Source organism: Listeria monocytogenes, from assembly GCF_041765605.1.
Lineage (GTDB): Bacteria > Bacillota > Bacilli > Lactobacillales > Listeriaceae > Listeria > Listeria monocytogenes_D.
In genome coordinates this window covers 2,159,225-2,174,248 of sequence record NZ_CP168900.1, presented here as the reverse complement: position 1 = coordinate 2,174,248, position 15,024 = coordinate 2,159,225, and the positions used below count along the sequence as shown (strand labels likewise).

Sequence of the window (15,024 nt, the reverse complement as noted above, 5' to 3'; positions counted from 1 at the left end):
ACTCAAACAAATAGTCTATATTTCTTAAAATCGAGACTCTGAATTTTGGCTCACTAATCAGTGCTTTTTTAACTTGAATAAAGTCTAATAGATAGTCTATAATAAAAGTATATATTATTGTGTATTATAGACAAGGAGTGTTTTTATGAAATTAGGATATGCTCGAGTTAGTACTGTTGGACAAGATTTAAAAACCCAACAAGAAAAATTGCTCAAACAAGGTATTGAAGAAGATTATTTATACATTGAAAAGAAAACTGCTACCACTACAAGAAACCGAGAAGCTTTAAAAGATTTAATTAAAAATTCACGTAAAGGTGATATTGTTTATATAACAAAAATAGACCGCTTAGCACGATCCATAATTGATTTAAATAATGTAATGAATGAATTTTTAAAAAAAGGAGTAACTGTTGTATTTATTGATAATAATATGACTTTTAGTGCAAATGCTAAGAGTGATCCTATGCAGAAATTATTATTTAATGTTCTAGGTGCTTTTGCTGAATTCGAAAGAGATATGATTGTCAATCGAACCACTGAAGGAAAGATAAGAGCACAACAAGCGGGGAAAAAATTAGGGCGTAAAGGGCAACCTGATCAACAAATACAAAAAGCATTACGATTAATGAATAAAAGAGAGGATAATAATTTATCTGTTTCTGATATTGTTAAAGCAACAGGTGTACCCAAGGCTACTTTATACAAGAAATTAAAAGAACTCAAGAAAGGAACTTCCAGTTAAATGATTGATAATAATATGAAATCAGTACAAGAAAAGAGTATTCTAAACCTAGAAAAAATGAAAGAAGGTCTAATAGAATACTCAACAGACGGAGAATTTGATGAGACTGAATACGTAAAAATTAGATACTTTATTTTAAACAATGATAACACAAAGAAAATTGCTCCAGATTTTTTAAGAACAAGAAGAACACTTAAAGAATTTTGGCAATTTATTAAGAATCAGTATAGCTCCTATGCAGAACGTCGTGAATTCCTCACCACAACTTTCAATATAATGATTGATACTTTGGAACAAACTAGCGAATTCGTTGGGTCCGAGAGTTTTGACTTGAGTAATCGTATTGGTGGTGGCGGTTTTGGTGAGGTTTTTAAGATTGAGCATCAGTATGTGGAAATGAGTTTTGCATTAAAAGTTCTGAGTCCAATATTTCCAGATAAAAATAAAGATTATGTTACTAGATTCTTTAGAGAAGCTAAAATCCTTTTTTCGTTAAATCATCCTAATATTATCAAGATATATGATACTGGAATTGATAACGGAAAACCATTCATAAAAATGGAATATATAGATGGATATGATTTAGATGGGTATGTTAAAAAATATTCAACTTTAGATTTCACTAAAAGTAAAGTACCCATTCAAATGATATTGAAGGGCCTTGCTTACGCGCATAATAGAGGTGTTATTCATAGAGATTTAAAACCTTCTAATATATTAGTATCTTCAAATGGGACATGTAAAATTATTGATTTTGGAATAAGTGCTTATTTAGAACCTTATCTTCATACTAAACTGACACTCACAAATGAACGAATTGTTGGCGGAAGCTTTATAGATCCTTTATTGATGGATAATCCAAGTTTACGTGATAAAAGAAGTGATATATATTCTATTGGAGCTATTTGGTACTACTTAATAGTCGGAAGTGCGCCCATAGGAAGCGATATAGAACGAAGGTTGGTATCAAGCAACAATATTAGTAAGCTTCAAGCTAATGTAATATTAAAGTGTCTAAGTCATAGTCTTGAAGAAAGGTTTCAAAGCTGTGAAGAAATTTTAAATACTATATCACCTAAAAAAGAAGACATGTTAAATATATCAAATAATTGGATAACTGATGTTACTCATCTTGATTTAATAGATTTCCTAAGAGCATATCATCAAACAGCCTTTTATATAAGGGAAGACAATTTTCCATTTAACTATTATGGTAGATATGGGGAATTGGAGTTTTTAAACGACCTTTATGAATTAGATAGTATTGATGGTAAGGATGGAATGAGTTTTATACAAGAAATAGAACAACATCGTATTAATAATTACGATTGGGAAGACACTTGGTTTTTAACTGATGACAGGTTAAAATTAAAGGATAATGATGAAAACTTATTGAAATTCCTATCACATATGTTTCATCCAAAAGTAAGAAATGAAAGTTCTGCTTGGGAATATATTTTAGAAAATATCAATGATATGCTAATTAAAGATGGTTACAAATTGGTACCAAATGGAGAAATATCTGGAAAAATAGTATATTCTTATGAACGTATATTATAAAATTTATCCCAAAATACTTCTAAAATATAGATACTTAAAAAACAAAAAACAGAAGGTTTTTTATGGGCCATAGAATAATACAGAAGATTTCTTTCTTCTTTGATTTTGGATATTATTTTTGGAACATCTCTATTTAGAATAGATGACTATAATCTTTTTTTAACTTTGATTGTATTTTTAGATCTTTCCCCCATATCTGAACATATCGTTTAGTAACTTCCAAGGATGAATGACCTAACAATGTAGCTAGTGAAAAAGCATCCATACCTGATAAAATTGCATTTTTAGCGTAAGTCCTCCTACAAACATGAGGGCTTACTTGCTTTTGTATCCCGCATAGAACCCTAGCTTCTCTAAGGTTCTGTTGAAACGTATTTTTATTATAAGGAAGCTGATCTCGATTGATAAATACTTTAGTATGTGAAAGATTACCCCGTATCTTTAAATAAGAAGTTAGTTTCTCTCTCATTCTCTTTGAAATATAAACTATCCGCTGTTTAAGATTTTTTGATTCGACAACAATAATGTAATCACTATGGATATCTTGTATATTAATACCAACTGCTTCTGAAATACGTATTCCTGTATCTAATAACAATTGAAAGATAACCAAATCTCGATAGGAGCTAAACGTTTCTTTTTTCTTGAAATGGTTAGCTATTTTTTTGATTTCATCTGGATTTAAAGTCTCTCTTATTTCTTCTCTGACTCTCAATAAACTGAGATTTTCACAGGGGTTTATCTTTATAAAACCTTGCTGATAAAGAAAGTTATAATACGCTTTAAAAGCCTTTATTTTGCTGTTAATTGTATTAGCCCTCATAAAACCTTTCCAATACATAATCATGTCTTCAAGGTCTCTCTGTGAAAGATGCATGATAGGCTTCTGAACATGAATATATTCCCTATCTCTTTTTAGTACATTGATTGCATCCGTATAATACTGAATAGTTGTTTCTCGTACATTTCTAATCCTTCTTGATCTTATAAATTCCTGAAACACAAAATCATCATCAGGCACAATCGTTTGATAAACGATTGCCTTTTCTTCTAAACTTAAGTGATTACTTCTTCTCATAAAAAAAGACCTCCCAACTAGACTTATCCACTAGATTAGAGACTCATTTAGCCTATCAAAAAAGCTTGCGGTCGTGGCGGAATTGGTATACGCGCAGGACTACAAACTTATTGATATTACAGTATTCTTAATTTTTATTAATGCGGCCGAGAGGACTTGAACCTCCACGGGTTTTACCCCACTAGGCCCTCAACCTAGCGCGTCTGCCGATTCCGCCACGACCGCGTATGCGTAGCAAAACTAATTATAATATTGATTCTATTAGTTTGTCAATAAATTCTGCATAGATAATGGAGAAAAAGTAAGCGTATTCTTGTATAATAGAGAATAGCCAATTAATAGGAGGGAGAGCTGATTATGGATGTGACCCAATTAAAAATGTTGCGTAATGCGAAAGTGGTCTCAGAAATAAAAAAGGGTTTTTCTATCGATAAGAAATATCAGGTGGATGAAACCTATCTTGTACGTGTTTTTCCAAAAGAGTTACTCCAAACACGAAAGCAAGAATTTGAAATAATCCAAGCGTTAGGTTCTCAAACTCCATTTGTTCCACGAGCATATGATTTTGGCTGTACCGACGGAGAAGGCTATATGATTATTGGTTATGTGCGCGGTGAAGATGCGGAAAATGGCATGTTTAGCTTATCCCATTCCGAACAGTTTAAGGCTGGTTTTTCAGCAGGGGAAATTTTACGAGAAGTTCATAAAATACCGCTAGATATACCAAAAATGAACTGGTTGGATTTTCAAACAGCTAAATTTAAACGAAAAGTGGAGGAATTAAAAGAATTAGAAATAACAGCTTCTTTCTTAACAGAAACCGAACAGTTTGTTTATGAGAATATAGCTAGATTAAAAAATAGACCGATTTGTTTACAGCATGGAGATTTTCATCCAGCGAATATTATTTTAAAGAACAAAAAGTTTGTTGGGCTAATTGATTTTAATCGGCTAGAGTTTGGAGATCCTTTATTTGATTTAGCTAAAATCGGCTTTTTTACAACAGAGGTCAGTATACCTTTTGCACGAGGAAATATTTTAGGCTATATTGATAAAGAAGAAGTTACAGATTTTTGGAATCTTTATGCGCTTTACACGGCGATGCATATTACTTCGGCCGTTAATTGGGCGGCAAAAAATGAATCTCGTAATTTTAAAAAGTTAATGAATTATGCAGCAAAGACGGCAGCTAGTCATGATAATTTTCAGAAGCTGATGCCAGACTGGATGAACGAGGAGGAATTCAAATGACTGAAAAGAAAATTGATTTTAAAAAAGAAGAAAAGAAATTTTATGCGCCTAAAAGGAAGCCAGAACGTATTTTTGTGCCAGAAATGAATTTTTTGATGGTGGATGGGAAAGGTGACCCGGATGGTGAAGAGTATCAAAAGGCGGTGCAGTCTCTTTATGCGATTGCGTACACGATTAAAATGAGCAAGATGGGCGAGACGCGTCTGGATGGTTACACGGATTTTGTTGTACCGCCACTAGAAGGTTTTTGGTGGTCTGAAGGGAAGTTTGATTTACAAGATAGAGATGCGTGGCTTTGGACATCGATTCTTAGACAACCGGACTTTGTTACCGAAGAAGTGTTGGAATGGGCGAAAGAGGTTGCTAAGAAGAAAAAGCCTGACGTTGATACGAGTCGCGTGAAATTGGTTCGTTTTGAAGAAGGAGAATGTGTGCAGATGATGCATATTGGTCCTTTTAGTGAAGAAGTGAAAACGGTCGCGGAAATGCACCAATTCATGGAAACAGAAGGGCTTCATAATGATACAGGAGCTGTTCGTAAACACCACGAAATTTATTTGAGCGATCCACGTAAAGCAGACCCGGAAAAAATGAAGACCATCCTTCGACTTCCGGTGAGTTGAATAATTGGAATGTTTTGCGTTATAGTATAGGAGAAATAGGACAAAGGCGACTGCCCGGAATGTAAATATTTCAGGGTGGTTTTTTTGTGAAGTGGGGTTTTTGAGGATGTATTTTTTATATGTGGGGATTTTTGGTGCATTAGGTGGAATGTGCCGTTATGCAATGAACTTATGGCTTGGCGGCGGAGATTTTCCTTCTGCGACATTGGCGGTTAATTTAATTGGTTGTTTTTTATTGGCTTTTCTTATGCAATTTTTGGCGGAAAAATCACGTATTTCTTTGGTGATTTTAAATGGGATTGGCACTGGTTTTATTGGTGCATTTACGACATTCTCGGCTTTTAGCGTAGATACGATCCAACTAATACAAAATGGAGCATGGGTATTGGCGCTTAGTTATGTGTTAGCTAGTTTCATTGGTGGGCTTATTATGGTGAAACTTGGTCGAATGCTTAGCAATAAGTTACTGAATCGAGGTGCAGAGCGTGTTCATTAATTTTTTACTAGTTGGTTTTGGTGCAGGGCTTGGCGCAATGCTACGATACGGAATTTCGATATTTGTTAAAAGTAAATGGAAGACAAACTTTCCTTTCGCGACTTTTTTTATTAATATAACTGGTTCATTTTTGTTAGGTTTTCTAGTATCATCCGCACTTGGGCCTGATTGGCAGTTATTTCTTGGCACTGGTTTTATGGGAGGATATACGACGTTTTCGACTTTTAAAGTGGAGAGTATGGAATTAAAATGGAAAACGAATTATCGTGTATTATTTTCGTATTTAGGCTGTACGTATGTGTTTGGCTTAGTGGCAGCTTTTATCGGCATAATGCTAGGTATATAAGAATTGTTTAAGAAATAAAGAAAACGATTGCCTGTATTTCCGCTAAATGCTATGCTAGAAAGAACGAAAAGCTTCAGAGAGGACGAGAGAGAGCGATGACAGGTTTTAAAAAGATAATGTTGCCAGTTTTACTAGTTGTACTATTTTTGGCAGGTTGTAATCAGGAAGAAGTTCCTGCTTTAGTCCTTGATGGATCAGTAACGGATACTAGTTTGCTAGAGAACAATAAGCAGTTGACGGTGAATGGAACATTAACATGGGATGGCGAAAAGAATAATTATGCAAGTGAGGTAATTATCACGGTTAGTAGCAATACTGCCGTAACAAACGCAACTACTGGAAAAACGATGAAGCTTGCTGATATCAAGGATGAAGATACTATTAGAGCAGTATTTCCTCAAGGATCAACAGTAACTTCCCCCGCCCCAGGAAAAGTGTCTGAAAATGCTACTTCTATAAAAGTAACTCCAAAATAAAAGCGTGCCTTCCCAAAAGGAGCGCTTTTTTTTATAAGAATTTGTGTCAGACTTATGAACTATTGTGAATTTCCTTGTTTTCAGCCCTTATAATGTGTTAATTTTAATGTATTAACTACCTAGGAGGAGAATCATGAAAAAAGGGATTTTATTATCAATTTTGTTAGCTTTAGTATTAGTAATTAGCGCTTGTGGGGAAAGCGCGGAAGAAAAAGCAGCAAAAACACCACAAGGTAAATTTGTTCAAACAATGAAAAATGGGATGAATGTACCTGATCAATCTACATATACAACTTCTTTTGCTGTAACCGATATAAATGTTTCTAGCACCGACCCAAGTGCTCAAACGATGGGGATTTTAAAAGACATTAAGCTTTCTGTAACAACATCAACTGACAAGAAAGCAAACAAATCAGAAGCAAAATTCAATGTAACATCAACGAATAACTTACTACCAATTTCAATGGATTTAGATTTTTTAGTAGATAGTAAAACAGGAAATGCCTATATTCCACTTAAAACCATTGTAGAGCCAGATGCTTCTTTACTTAGTTATTTAGATCAAGCGACTGGTGGTATGTGGTCTAAAATTAACACCGACTACCCAGATCTAAAAAATAAATATCTTAGTACTGAAGAATTAACAAGTTCATTAACAGATCAACCAGAGGCAAAAACAGCTGTAGATACGAAAGAAATTGAAGCAGCGACGAAAGATTTAAACAAAAAAGCAATAAAATTAATCGATACTTATTTCACTGGCTTAGAAAAAGATCGTTTTAAAGAAGCGGATGATGGCACTGTTAGCGTTACAATTAAAAACGCCGATATTGCGAACTTAATGAACCAAGTAGTTAAACTTATGGATGATGAAAAAGTAAAAGCAGATTTTAAAGTTATTGCAGAAAGCCAAGGTTCAGATGCAGTAACAGATTTTGATTCCACGTATGCAGAAATGAAATCGAGTTTAACAGATGCTGCGAAAGAATTAAAAGAAAATAAAACGTACCTGATTAGTAACAAACTTACTGCAAAATCAGGAAAAGACAATAGCTTAGATACACTCACTCTTCAAACAAAAATAGATGATAAATCTGATGCGAGCGCTCCTGAGTCTATTAGCTTTACAGTGAAAACAAAAGCAGAAAAATTTGTTCCAATTGAAGATTTCCCTACAAAAGATGAAGTTATTTCTAGTGAAGAGTTAAATAAAATCATCACGGATGTAACAACAAAAATGTATGGCGGAATGGATATAAGCGGAACTAATTATTAATCAATTGAAAGACGCAGCGACTTAGGTCGTTGCGTTTTTTTGATTTTTATTTTGGCGCGGCTTTGTGGTATGATATGTAGAGAAAATGATGGACGGGTGAGCTAATGGAATACGAATTAATAATGACAAGTGAAAGAGAGACAAGACTTCGCGCAAAACAACTTGGTGAACAATTGGCAGCTGGAGATGTGATTTTGCTTGAAGGTGATCTCGGCGCTGGAAAAACTACTTTTACCAAAGGTCTTGGTGAAGGTCTTTTGATCCCGCAAATGATTAAAAGTCCGACATTTACAATCATTCGTGAATATAAGAAAGGGCGTTTGCCGCTTTATCATATGGACGTGTACCGTTTGGAAGATGCTTCGGCTGATGAACTTGGCTTGGAGGAGTATTTCTACGGAGCAGGTGTGAGCGTGGTTGAGTGGGCGCAATTTGTTCGTGAGGATTTACCAGAAGAATATTTGGAAGTTCAGCTTTTTCATATAGATGAGAATACGCGCAAGATGGTTGTGAAGCCAGTTGGACAAAGGTATGAGCAACTTGCGATGGAGGTTTTTGGGAAATGATACTTGGAATGGATACGTCTTCCGATACGATGACGATAGCACTTTTTAATGAGGGTGTCGTTCTCGGTGAATATACAACAAATTTGAAAAAAAATCATAGTGTGCGCTTACTTCCGGCGATTGCTGCTTTAATGGATGAATGTGGAGTAAAACCTACTGACTTAAAAAAAATCGCTGTGGCAAAAGGTCCAGGATCTTATACCGGGCTTCGTATTGGCGTAACAGTTGCGAAAACAATGGCTTGGGATGCGGGGATTCCGATTGTAGGTATTTCTTCTTTGGCACTTTTAGCAGAGAATGGTTTGTACTTTCCTGGAAAAGTGGTTGCGTTGATGGATGCGCGCCGTAATAATGTATATGCGGGTATTTATCATGCAAGCGAGGGCAAAATGGAAAATATTTTTGCAGATGGACATATTGCTTTAGCTGAATTACTTGAACCTTTGGCGTCAAGTGACGAACCAATTTTATTTGTTGGAACTTTAACGGAACAAATTTGTGCGACTGTGACGGAAATCCTTGGCGAGCAGGCGATTTTTGGTCAGGCGGATTATACGTATTCGCGGGCTAGCTCACTTGTAAAACTAGCAGCGGATTTGGACGGTGAGCCGGCAGACAACTTTGTCCCTGCTTATTTAAAACTGGCAGAAGCGGAGAGCAAATGGTTGGAATCGAGGGGTTCCGAGTGAGTTTGGATGATGCCTTATTATTTCGAGAAGCTACGGTGGCTGATTTAAAAAGTATTATGAATGTCGAAAATGCTGCATTCACAGTACCTTGGACGGAAGCGGCTTTTCGGAATGAATTTATTATTAATCAATACGCCTATTATTTACTTGCGATTCACGAGGAGCAAACAGTGGGCTATGCGGGTGTTTGGCTTGTTTTAGACGAAGGACATATTACGAATATTGCGATTCATCCAGATTATCAAGGGAATCATTACGGCGAGGCGCTTTTGCGGGAAATGATTCGGGTTGCGAAAGAGCGCGGTATTGTTCGGATGACGTTAGAAGTTCGCGTATCCAACGATGTAGCACAAGGGCTTTATAAGAAATTAGGATTTCAAGACGGCGCCATTCGGAAAAACTATTATCCGGATACGAAAGAAGACGCGCTAGTGATGTGGGTGGACTTATGAAAAAAAATACATTAATTCTTGGAATAGAATCTAGCTGTGATGAAACAGCTGCTTCTGTTGTGAAAAATGGTAATGAAATTATATCAAGTGTGGTGGCTTCTCAAATTGAGAGCCATAAACGATTTGGCGGGGTAGTTCCTGAAATCGCCTCGAGACATCATGTGGAGCAAATTACGCTTGTGATTGAAGAAGCTTTAAAACAAGCAAATGTGACGATGGATGATTTAGACGGGGTAGCTGTGACAGAAGGTCCAGGCTTGGTTGGCGCTTTGCTTATCGGAGTGAATGCGGCTAAAACGCTTGCTTTTATGCATAATTTACCTTTAGTCGGCGTGCATCACATCGCTGGCCATATTTACGCAAATCGTTTTGAAACTGAACTCAAATTTCCGCTACTTTCATTAGTTGTCAGCGGCGGTCATACTGAACTAGTTTTAATGAAAGCGGACAATGAGTTTGAAATTATCGGGGAGACAAGGGACGATGCAGCTGGTGAAGCTTATGATAAAGTAGCGCGCACACTTGGTCTTGCTTATCCGGGCGGCGTGCAAATTGATAAACTTGCCAAAGACGGCGAAGACACGTTTCATTTTCCAAGGGCGATGATGGATGAGGGTTCGTTTGATTTTAGTTTTAGTGGATTGAAGTCTTCCTTTATTAACACGCTTCATAATTTAAGGCAGCGTGGTGAGGAGCCAAATCCAAACGATATGGCGGCGAGTTTTCAAGCAAGCGTTGTGGATGTTTTAGTAAGCAAAACGATTCGCGCAGCTAAACAATACGATGTGAAACAACTGCTTCTTGCGGGAGGCGTGGCAGCGAACCAAGGTTTACGAGAACGCCTTATTCAAGAAGTAAAACTAGAGCTCCCGGAGACAGAACTGATTATTCCACCATTAGCCTTATGCGGAGACAATGCGGCAATGATTGCTGCTGCAGGGACTGTGAGTTTCTTACAAGGAAAACGTAGTGGTTTTGATATGAATGCGAATCCGGGATTATTGCTGGAAGATATATAAAAAGCGCGCGATTTTTCGTTCCGCACGCTTCGGACTGCAGTGAAAGTGAACTATTACTTTCGCTGCAGTCTATTTTTATTAGCTCAATTTTCCGATTATGCCTCTAAAATACAACTTTCGCGCCAACTCTTTTTCTAAAGATACTTGCATGCTATAATTGTGATGCAAATAAGTTTATGGTGGTGCACCAGCCTTTTTCATCCAGAAAGTAGGTGGTGTTTATGTTGTTTTTTAAGCGTTACCTAGAAAGGATAAACGTGTGACTGTTTTCGAGAGTCTTACGCTGATGATTGCTTTTGCAGTCTTAATCGTAACAATCATGAACAGCAAAAATGACAAAAAATAAAAACCACTCATAAGCCTGACAGCTAGTGGTTTTTAAATAAATCATATAAAAGGCTGTCACCATCTTAAATGGTGTTTGCGAGAGAGTCATGTTGTCGCATGGCTCTCTTTTCATTTATATAGTAACACATTTACTTATTACTTGCCAATTTTTTCCTTCCTAACATATAGTATCTAGTTCCTAGAGGATAACTGCTTTTTACATCGTTTTATTTAAAAATTGGCGTACTTTTTCTTCGTATGTTTTTGGATCTACCGTGAATGCTTGACCGTGTTCTGCTCCTTTGACAATCCATTTTTCTTTATAGCTATTCGTAGCATCGTAAAGTTCGTCTACCATATAAGTGGGGACGAATGCATCCGAATCACCATGAATGTAGAAAATCGGCAAGTCTGTTTTAGCGACCGCATCAATCGCACTTGCTTCGCTGAAAAAGAAACCTTCTTTGGCTTTATTAATTAAACTAGCTGTTGGGATTATCGGAAATTTTGGTAAGTGGAACATGGCTTTTAATTGATAAGAAAGTTCAGCGTCCATCGAGGTATAGCCACAATCCGCGATAACACTTTTGACTTGTTTTGGTAGCTTTTCACCGCTTGTCATAAGGACAGTAGAACTACCCATGGAAACACCATGTAGTGCGATTTGCGTATCTGTACCGTTTTTATCAATTACTTGGTCAATCCACTCCACATAATCTTTTCGTTCAGGCCAACCAAATCCAATATTTTCACCTTCGCTTTTGCCGTGCGCTCTAGCATCAGGCATTAAAACGTTGTAACTAAATTTTTCATGGTACATCCGAGCAAGACCTGCCATTTCAACTTTACCGCTTTTACCGCGATAACCGTGGGCTAAAATGATGGTTGTGTTAGATGGTTTATCTGCTGCTAAATAAGTAGCAACAAGTTTCAAATCGTCTGCTGTTTTTTCTGTCCATTGCGTGAGATTTTGCTTTTCCATCCAAGCCACATTTTCTTCCCGGTTTTTCTTTGCTAGTTTGGCTGTGGCGGTGGTTTCGTCTGTTGTTGCAGTGTCATTCATGCTGGAATTGTCACGAGCCAAAGCATAACTATACAAGTAAAAACTTGCGCAAATAGTAATAATGACAAGTAAACTAACGACAATCGAACTAGAAATAATTAAAATCTTTTTCATTGTTTGCTCCTTTTTTTATGCAGATTACATGGATTCCAGTTCTTCGCTTAATGTTTCCCACTCTTCCATAAGTTTTTCTCCGGTTGCTTTTACGGCGTCTAGCTCTTGAGTGATTTCAAGGGCTTTTTCATGATCTTGGAAAACTTCTGGGTTCGTTAATTGGTGTTCAAGTTCGGCGATTTTTTCATCGGTTGCTTCCATGGATTTTTCTACTTCTTCTAGCTTGCGTTTTCTTTGGCGAAGAAGTTTTTGTTGTTCTTTTTCTTCTTGATAGTTTAATTTTCGAACAGAGGCGGTTGCTTCCACTTGTTCTCCTTTTTTGCGACGATCTTCGGCATCAAGACGTGCGAGTTCCTTTGCTTCAGCTAATTTTTCTTGATAATAATCGTAATCTCCTAAGAAAACGGTCGCTTTTTCCGGCGCTAGCTCGACGATTTTCGAAGCAATTCGGTTGATAAAATAGCGGTCATGGGAAACAAATAGAATGGTGCCTTCAAAATCGATTAAAGCAGCTTCTAAAACTTCTTTACTTTCAATGTCTAAATGGTTGGTCGGTTCATCGAGAATAAGGACATTGGCCTCTAATAAAGTAAGTTTCGCAAGGGCGAGCCGCGCTTTTTCGCCACCGCTTAAAGATTGGACATTTTTTAATACATCATCATCTGAAAAAAGAAAATTCCCGAGCGTTGTACGAACATTTACTTCATTCAGTTCTGGATAATCGTCCCATAGTTCCATTAAAACCGTTTTGTTAGATGTCAATTTGGCTTGCTCTTGATCGTAGTAGCCAATTTTCACGCCAGCCCCGAAATGGAATTCGCCACTTAGAGCTGGAATGTCACGAATAAGTGTTTTAAGCAGGGTAGACTTGCCGATTCCGTTTGGACCAACGAGCGCGAGACTATCTTGGCGTTTCATTTCGAATGTTAAGTTGGAAGCAATGCGCTTATCTTTCGCGTAACCAATGCTCAGCTGATCTACCATTAATACATCTTTACCTGTTTGCTTTTCAAATTGGAAACCAAAACGAGCCGCTTTTTCATCACCTTGCGGGCGACCAAGTACATCCATTTTTTCTAATTGTTTTCTTCTACTCTGGGCGCGCTTCGTTGTCGATGCGCGAACGATATTTCTGGCAACAAAATCTTCAAGTTTCGCAATTTGCTTTTGTTGTTTGTCGAATTCTTTCCACATTTGCTCTAATTTCGCTTGTTTTTGACTTACGAAGGAGCTGTAATTCCCTTTGTAATGGTCTATTTTTGTGCGGCTGATTTCATATACTTGATTCACGACTTTATCAAGGAAGTAACGGTCGTGGGAAACGATGAGTAATGAACCGTGATAATTTTGCAAGTAAGTTTCGAGCCATGCTAGTGTTTCGATATCTAAATGGTTGGTCGGTTCATCAAGAACAAGAATATCTTGTTTAGCTAGTAATAATTTAGCTAAAGCAAGTCTTGTCTTTTGTCCACCGCTTAAAGAAGCAATTTCTACTTCATAATCTTCTGGATAAAAACGCAATCCATTTAAAACAGAACGAATTTCTGCTTCATAAGTATAACCGCCTATTTCTTTAAAAGTATGTTGTAACGTGTCATAGTCTGTCATTAGTGCTTGGTATTTTTCTGGGTCATTATAAAGTTCTGGTTCGCCAAGACGAAGCTCCATTTTACGTAAATCAGCTTCCATTTTTCGAAGCGAATCAAACACACTAAGCATTTCATCCCAAATTGTTTTAGAAGATTCTAGCCCGGTATTTTGCGCTAAATAGCCGATTTCTACGCTTTTTGGTTTGGAGATAGTTCCGCCGTCGTAGCTCATCTTACCAGCGATAATTTTAAGTAAAGTGGATTTTCCTGCGCCATTTCGGCCAACTAGAGCGATTCGGTCGCCTGTTTTAACTTCTAATTTAATATTATCTAAAATAACTTCTGCACCGAAGAATTTAGAAATTTGCTGAACTTGTAATAATATCATAATCTCTCTCCTCGAACGTTCTCCCTACTAGTTTATCTTAAAAGCCAAGTAATCGCAATGTGATAGCCACGTATGCACGAATAAAATAGATTGTGAAAACACTCGCATTATTTGTGATTTTAGCGTAGAATAGAAAAGAAGGACTGCACTGGATATTTTGCAGGACAAAACCTTACTTGAAAGTTATGAGCAAAAAGTTTGTGCATTCCTTGTGAAATGTTTATAGTATATAAGCAAGCATGTGAAAGGAAGTACAGTTCACAAAAGCTTCAACTTCAGAAAAAATTTAAAAGAAGAAGGGACAGAAGGCATGATGGAGGAAACAACAAAAATTCCACAAGCGACAGCAAAACGCTTACCATTATATCATCGTTACTTGAAATACTTAGATGAGTCAGGTAAGGAACGAGTATCATCGGCGGAATTAAGTGAAGCGGTGAAAGTTGATTCAGCGACTATTCGACGTGATTTTTCGTACTTTGGCGCATTAGGTAAGAAAGGATACGGGTATAACGTTTCTTACATACTCGACTTTTTCAGCAAAACACTTAGTCAGGACAAACAGACAAATGTTGCACTAATCGGTGTAGGTAACCTAGGTACAGCATTATTACATTATAATTTCATGAAAAATAATAATATCAAAATCGTTGCTGCATTTGATGTAGATCCAGCGAAAGTAGGTAGTGTTCAACAAGACATTCCAATTTATCACTTAAATGATATGGAAGAAATTGTTCGTGAAAACGGTGTGGAAGTAGTTATTCTGACAGTTCCTGCTGACGAAGCACAAGTAACAGTAGATCGTTTAATCGAAGCAGATGTAAAAGGTATTCTAAACTTTACACCAGCTCGTATCAGTGTTCCAAAACAAGTTCGTGTGCACCATATCGATTTGACTACGGAATTACAAACGTTAATCTATTTCCTGGAAAATTATCCAGCGAAAACAGAATAAAAAAACCT

At 36.8% G+C, this 15,024-nt stretch carries 17 protein-coding genes and 1 tRNA gene; 14 read left to right on the top strand and 4 right to left on the bottom strand.

Going from position 1 to position 15,024, the window contains the following annotated elements:
* Positions 1 to 145: 145 nt before the first annotated feature.
* Both AB2Q86_RS11050 and AB2Q86_RS11045 read left to right on the top strand, forming a co-directional pair.
* On the top strand, positions 146 to 745 hold the full coding sequence (locus tag AB2Q86_RS11050) for a recombinase family protein (RefSeq protein ID WP_012580965.1): 600 nt from the start codon (positions 146 to 148) through the stop codon (positions 743 to 745).
* On the top strand, positions 746 to 2,305 hold the full coding sequence (locus tag AB2Q86_RS11045; RefSeq protein ID WP_012580966.1) for a protein kinase: 1,560 nt from the start codon (positions 746 to 748) through the stop codon (positions 2,303 to 2,305). It begins immediately after the preceding gene.
* Positions 2,306 to 2,438: 133 nt separating this feature from the next.
* Here the strand turns inward: AB2Q86_RS11045 and AB2Q86_RS11040 are convergent, their stop codons facing one another.
* A complete protein-coding gene (locus AB2Q86_RS11040) occupies positions 2,439 to 3,383 on the bottom strand; it encodes a tyrosine-type recombinase/integrase (protein WP_012580967.1) in 945 nt (314 codons plus the stop codon).
* Positions 3,384 to 3,524: 141 nt separating this feature from the next.
* A tRNA-Leu gene (locus tag AB2Q86_RS11035) sits at positions 3,525 to 3,608 on the bottom strand.
* 132 nt (positions 3,609 to 3,740) lie between these two features.
* Between AB2Q86_RS11035 and AB2Q86_RS11030 the strand changes: the two genes are divergently transcribed.
* The 11 genes from AB2Q86_RS11030 (at position 3,741) to AB2Q86_RS10980 (ending at position 10,923) form a co-directional block, all read left to right on the top strand.
* A complete protein-coding gene (locus AB2Q86_RS11030; protein WP_012580968.1) occupies positions 3,741 to 4,634 on the top strand; it encodes an aminoglycoside phosphotransferase family protein in 894 nt (297 codons plus the stop codon).
* Positions 4,631 to 5,257, top strand: a complete 627-nt coding sequence (locus AB2Q86_RS11025; RefSeq protein WP_012580969.1) for a GyrI-like domain-containing protein — start codon at positions 4,631 to 4,633, stop codon at positions 5,255 to 5,257. The genes AB2Q86_RS11030 and AB2Q86_RS11025 overlap by 4 nt, the downstream gene beginning before the upstream one ends.
* A 106-nt stretch (positions 5,258 to 5,363) precedes the next feature.
* Positions 5,364 to 5,753: a fluoride efflux transporter CrcB gene (gene crcB, locus AB2Q86_RS11020; protein WP_003728871.1), complete on the top strand. Its 390-nt coding sequence runs from the start codon at positions 5,364 to 5,366 to the stop codon at positions 5,751 to 5,753.
* Positions 5,743 to 6,099 (top strand): fluoride efflux transporter CrcB, encoded by a 357-nt coding sequence (crcB, locus tag AB2Q86_RS11015; RefSeq protein WP_003728870.1) that lies wholly within the window; start codon positions 5,743 to 5,745, stop codon positions 6,097 to 6,099. The genes crcB (AB2Q86_RS11020) and crcB (AB2Q86_RS11015) overlap by 11 nt, the downstream gene beginning before the upstream one ends.
* A 95-nt stretch (positions 6,100 to 6,194) precedes the next feature.
* A complete protein-coding gene (locus AB2Q86_RS11010) occupies positions 6,195 to 6,575 on the top strand; it encodes a hypothetical protein (RefSeq protein WP_003728869.1) in 381 nt (126 codons plus the stop codon).
* Positions 6,576 to 6,705: 130 nt separating this feature from the next.
* Positions 6,706 to 7,851 carry a hypothetical protein gene (locus tag AB2Q86_RS11005; protein WP_077904924.1) on the top strand — a complete coding sequence of 382 codons (1,146 nt, stop codon included), beginning with the start codon at positions 6,706 to 6,708 and terminating at the stop codon, positions 7,849 to 7,851.
* Between the two features lie 104 nt (positions 7,852 to 7,955).
* The gene (tsaE, locus tag AB2Q86_RS11000; RefSeq protein WP_012580972.1) at positions 7,956 to 8,417 is read left to right on the top strand and encodes a tRNA (adenosine(37)-N6)-threonylcarbamoyltransferase complex ATPase subunit type 1 TsaE; all 462 of its coding nucleotides are present in this window, start codon (positions 7,956 to 7,958) and stop codon (positions 8,415 to 8,417) included.
* The gene (gene tsaB / locus AB2Q86_RS10995; protein WP_012580973.1) at positions 8,414 to 9,106 is read left to right on the top strand and encodes a tRNA (adenosine(37)-N6)-threonylcarbamoyltransferase complex dimerization subunit type 1 TsaB; all 693 of its coding nucleotides are present in this window, start codon (positions 8,414 to 8,416) and stop codon (positions 9,104 to 9,106) included. Before tsaE ends, tsaB begins: the two co-directional genes overlap by 4 nt.
* Positions 9,103 to 9,558 (top strand): ribosomal protein S18-alanine N-acetyltransferase, encoded by a 456-nt coding sequence (rimI, locus tag AB2Q86_RS10990; RefSeq protein ID WP_077904923.1) that lies wholly within the window; start codon positions 9,103 to 9,105, stop codon positions 9,556 to 9,558. The genes tsaB and rimI overlap by 4 nt, the downstream gene beginning before the upstream one ends.
* The gene (tsaD, locus tag AB2Q86_RS10985) at positions 9,555 to 10,577 is read left to right on the top strand and encodes a tRNA (adenosine(37)-N6)-threonylcarbamoyltransferase complex transferase subunit TsaD (RefSeq protein ID WP_012580975.1); all 1,023 of its coding nucleotides are present in this window, start codon (positions 9,555 to 9,557) and stop codon (positions 10,575 to 10,577) included. The genes rimI and tsaD overlap by 4 nt, the downstream gene beginning before the upstream one ends.
* Positions 10,578 to 10,863: 286 nt before the next feature.
* A complete protein-coding gene (locus tag AB2Q86_RS10980) occupies positions 10,864 to 10,923 on the top strand; it encodes a hypothetical protein (protein WP_232048003.1) in 60 nt (19 codons plus the stop codon).
* A gap of 198 nt (positions 10,924 to 11,121) precedes the next feature.
* On the opposite strand, the gene AB2Q86_RS10975 is transcribed toward AB2Q86_RS10980, so the two are convergent.
* Positions 11,122 to 12,081: an alpha/beta hydrolase gene (locus AB2Q86_RS10975; RefSeq protein WP_012580977.1), complete on the bottom strand. Its 960-nt coding sequence runs from the start codon at positions 12,079 to 12,081 to the stop codon at positions 11,122 to 11,124.
* A gap of 24 nt (positions 12,082 to 12,105) precedes the next feature.
* Positions 12,106 to 14,058, bottom strand: a complete 1,953-nt coding sequence (locus AB2Q86_RS10970) for an ABC-F family ATP-binding cassette domain-containing protein (protein WP_012580978.1) — start codon at positions 14,056 to 14,058, stop codon at positions 12,106 to 12,108.
* Between the two features lie 310 nt (positions 14,059 to 14,368).
* Between AB2Q86_RS10970 and AB2Q86_RS10965 the strand changes: the two genes are divergently transcribed.
* The gene (locus AB2Q86_RS10965; RefSeq protein WP_003722329.1) at positions 14,369 to 15,016 is read left to right on the top strand and encodes a redox-sensing transcriptional repressor Rex; all 648 of its coding nucleotides are present in this window, start codon (positions 14,369 to 14,371) and stop codon (positions 15,014 to 15,016) included.
* Positions 15,017 to 15,024: the final 8 nt, after the last annotated feature.

Bases quoted from the DNA above. Each gene is read 5' to 3' on its own strand.
- tsaD (WP_012580975.1), top strand. From the start codon at position 9,555: ATGAAAAAAAATACATTAATTCTTGGAATAGAATCTAGCTGTGATGAA.
- AB2Q86_RS11050 (WP_012580965.1), top strand. From the start codon at position 146: ATGAAATTAGGATATGCTCGAGTTAGTACTGTTGGACAAGATTTAAAA.
- AB2Q86_RS11030 (WP_012580968.1), top strand. From the start codon at position 3,741: ATGGATGTGACCCAATTAAAAATGTTGCGTAATGCGAAAGTGGTCTCA.
- tsaB (WP_012580973.1), top strand. From the start codon at position 8,414: ATGATACTTGGAATGGATACGTCTTCCGATACGATGACGATAGCACTT.
- AB2Q86_RS10965 (WP_003722329.1), top strand. From the start codon at position 14,369: ATGATGGAGGAAACAACAAAAATTCCACAAGCGACAGCAAAACGCTTA.
- AB2Q86_RS11045 (WP_012580966.1), top strand. From the start codon at position 746: ATGATTGATAATAATATGAAATCAGTACAAGAAAAGAGTATTCTAAAC.
- AB2Q86_RS11025 (WP_012580969.1), top strand. From the start codon at position 4,631: ATGACTGAAAAGAAAATTGATTTTAAAAAAGAAGAAAAGAAATTTTAT.
- AB2Q86_RS11010 (WP_003728869.1), top strand. From the start codon at position 6,195: ATGACAGGTTTTAAAAAGATAATGTTGCCAGTTTTACTAGTTGTACTA.
- crcB (WP_003728871.1), top strand. From the start codon at position 5,364: ATGTATTTTTTATATGTGGGGATTTTTGGTGCATTAGGTGGAATGTGC.
- AB2Q86_RS10975 (WP_012580977.1), bottom strand. From the start codon at position 12,081: ATGAAAAAGATTTTAATTATTTCTAGTTCGATTGTCGTTAGTTTACTT.
- AB2Q86_RS10970 (WP_012580978.1), bottom strand. From the start codon at position 14,058: ATGATATTATTACAAGTTCAGCAAATTTCTAAATTCTTCGGTGCAGAA.
- AB2Q86_RS11040 (WP_012580967.1), bottom strand. From the start codon at position 3,383: ATGAGAAGAAGTAATCACTTAAGTTTAGAAGAAAAGGCAATCGTTTAT.
- tsaE (WP_012580972.1), top strand. From the start codon at position 7,956: ATGGAATACGAATTAATAATGACAAGTGAAAGAGAGACAAGACTTCGC.